The 3,033-nt window shown below is 38.3% G+C and carries 2 protein-coding genes; both read left to right on the forward strand.

Translation table 11 applies throughout. The features are described from left to right. Positions 1-2,618, forward strand: a 2,618-nt coding sequence (locus tag H6S82_RS26395; protein ID WP_191056967.1) for an ATP-binding protein, incomplete at its 5' end; no start/stop codon positions are given. 11 nt (positions 2,619-2,629) lie between these two features. After that, positions 2,630-3,033 (forward strand): AAA family ATPase (locus H6S82_RS26400; protein ID WP_191056968.1); only part of this gene is annotated, 404 nt, incomplete at its 3' end.

The raw sequence follows: 3,033 nt of genomic DNA on the forward strand, positions 1-3,033 counted from the left end.
GATTCCCCGATCTATCGACTCTAAATGCTCATGCTTCTGATGCTGTTTTTCAGGCCATTCAACAAGTTAGCTCTGGTGAAGCCAAAGTTACTTCTCTCGCTATAACCGCTGAAAAAGGAGTAGGAAAAACGCACCTTTTAAGTCGAATTCGTCACTATTTACAAGCTCATGGTAGCGCTTTATTTATCTACGCTGGGGCTAATCGTTTTACTCACTCAGATCTGCTAAAATACCAGTTTTTACAAATTTTGTCAGATAGCCTCAACCAGGTTGGTAGCCAAGGAGTAAAGCAGTGGCAAGAACTAGCTACGGCCATGTTAAATATAGCCACAGAAAAGCAAAATTCTCCTAAAGACTTGATTGAAAAAAAGTTTTCCTATGCGTTAGCTAAAAACAAAAATTTAATAGATCACTTAACCGCGTCAATTATCAAAAATCATCCTAATAGTGACCCGGATATTATTCGGGCTATTTTATGGACACTTTCAGAATCTAATGCCTCTTACGCGATTAAATGGTTATCTGGCAATGATTTATCAGAAGCAAAAGCTGCTGAATTAGGACTACCCAACATTGATAAAGAACAACGAGAAGCCAACGCATTTGAAAGCGTACTACAAATTTTAACTTTGTTGAGTGACTACAAACCAGTAGTTATTTGTTTTGATGAACTAGAAATAGTTAACCTTGATGAAGGGAGTTTTCACAAACCTGAAGCTGTTGCTGGATTAGTTAAAAATATTTTTGACAGTCTTAATCTATTGAGTACCAGTAAAGGCGTTGTTATTTTAACAGTAATGATGCCAGATACGTGGAAATTAAAAATTAAAAAACTTTCAGGCGGCATACCAGATCGCCTTTCATCTGCGGCAACAGAATCAATTGAGTTAAGACCTATGGATGGGGACTCAATTGTTCAGCTAGTTACTCTATGGCTTAAAGACTTTTATAGGTCAAAAAATTTAGTTCCTCATCATCCCCTCTATCCATTTACAGAAAACCAACTTAGACAACAAGTTAAAGAAAAACCGCCAGTACGTAAAGTTTTGCAATGGTGTGCAACGAATTTTCAAGTTAGTAGTACATCTTCTTCAGATAATGGCTTTAAGCAACCAGATACACCACCTCACCCTGTTGAAGTTGCTTTTAGTAAAGAAATGACAGTAATTGAACAGTCTATAGACACCTTAATGGAAGATAAAGCGACACTTGCTGATGCTCTGAGGTGGGGATTTCAAAGCCTGATTAAACTTGGAGAAACGATAGAAGAAGCAAAAGTTTACCGACTTGAAGAGATTGAACCAAAAAAAGAAAATAGTGGTTACATTGACTTCAAAATTTTAGTTAAGCAAAACGCCAAAGCAATCAAAATAGGAGTGGCTGTACTTCAGCAATCTAGTACCCATAGTGTGTTAGCTGGATTAAGGCGGCTAATTGCATTCAAAACATTTGGAATACATCGTAGTTGCTTAGTTCGTGCTAAAGAAATTAACCCAGGAGCAACTCAAGCTCAAGAGTGTTTAAATAAACTTATATCTTCCAAGCGAGGGGAATGGGTTCCACTGAAAGTAAATCCGATAAAACCGCTTTTAGCTATTCGATCTGTATACCTTGGTCAAGTAGATCACGGGTTGACAGAAAAGGAAATTTTAGAGTTTATTGCCCAGAGAAAGCTAGTTATTAACAATTATATCATTCGGAAAATTATCAGTGAGCCGACAGGTAAGATACCTAACATAATCGATCTCGATAAATCTGAAGAGGTCATTATTGAATCTCCAGACCCAATTGCTACAGAAAAAGATGCTAATGAAAAGCAAGGAAAACTAATTACTTCGGATTTGTCATGGATAGATAATATTACTAAACTGGGTAATCGAAGTAAAGAACTGGATGAAGGAAAGAGCAATTATCAAGCAGGAACAGATTTTGAAAATATTGTACGCCGTAGCCTTGAATTTATAGGTTTTACGATTAATGAATCTTACAAAGGTGGCGCAGGCGGTTTGGATTTATTTTGCTCAAAGCCATATCCTTTAGCTGGAGAGTGTAAAGCTGGTAGAAGTATTCCCGATCGCACAGTTGAAGAGTTGGACAGAATTGGTAAAAGGCACTTAAAAGAGAACTATATGACCGCTGTCAGGTTGATTATTGGCCCTGGTGAGCCAACTAAAAATCTTCGAGAATCAGCTGAAGTCTCAAAAGTTAGCATAATCAAACCTATGACTCTACAAAAGCTAGTTGAACTACAAGCAAAATATCCAGGCTCAGTTAATCTAATTGAACTAAAACCATATTTAGAAGCGGGTCAAATTGATAGCAAAATTCATGAATATATAGAAAAAGTTTTGAAAGATATTAGACTGAGATCGCATATCGTTGAAGCAGTAAAACAACTGGGTGAAGCTGGAAGCGGACATTTAACAGCCGAAGTTCGTGTCCAATATAATGCCGTGTTTAAGGAAAAGGAACAAACCTTTAAACCAGAGGATTTACGATTGGTTCACGAATTACTCCTAGAACTTTCCTCGCCTTTAACAGGTTACTTAGGACGGAAAAAAGGTAGTGATTGGCAGAGCGATCGCTTTTGCTTTCTCCGCGATTTGCCAATAGAATAAACCGCTTGAATATGCCAAACTTAATTGTTATAGCAGGGCCAAATGGTGCGGGGAAATCGACAGTTGCCCCTATCTTATTACAAGAAACGCTTGGAGTAAATGAATTTGTCAACGCGGATGCGATCGCGCAAGGATTATCGGCATTTGCTCCAGAAGCAGTGGCATTTCAAGCTGGAAGAATTATGCTAGAACGATTACAACAACTAGCCAATCAAAGAGCAAATTTTGCCTTTGAAACTACTCTAGCTAGTCGAACTTTTGCTCCTTGGATTGCTAACTTACGCCAAGCAGGTTATGTATTTTACCTCCTTTTCCTTTGGTTACCTAGCCCAGAGGTTGCGATCGCTCGCGTCCAACAAAGAGTTCGCGAAGGCGGTCATAATGTCCCGGAAGAAACTATACGAAGGCGGTATAA

The organism is Planktothrix sp. FACHB-1355 (assembly GCF_014748295.1).
GTDB classification, from domain to species: Bacteria; Cyanobacteriota; Cyanobacteriia; order Cyanobacteriales; family Aerosakkonemataceae; genus Aerosakkonema; species Aerosakkonema funiforme_A.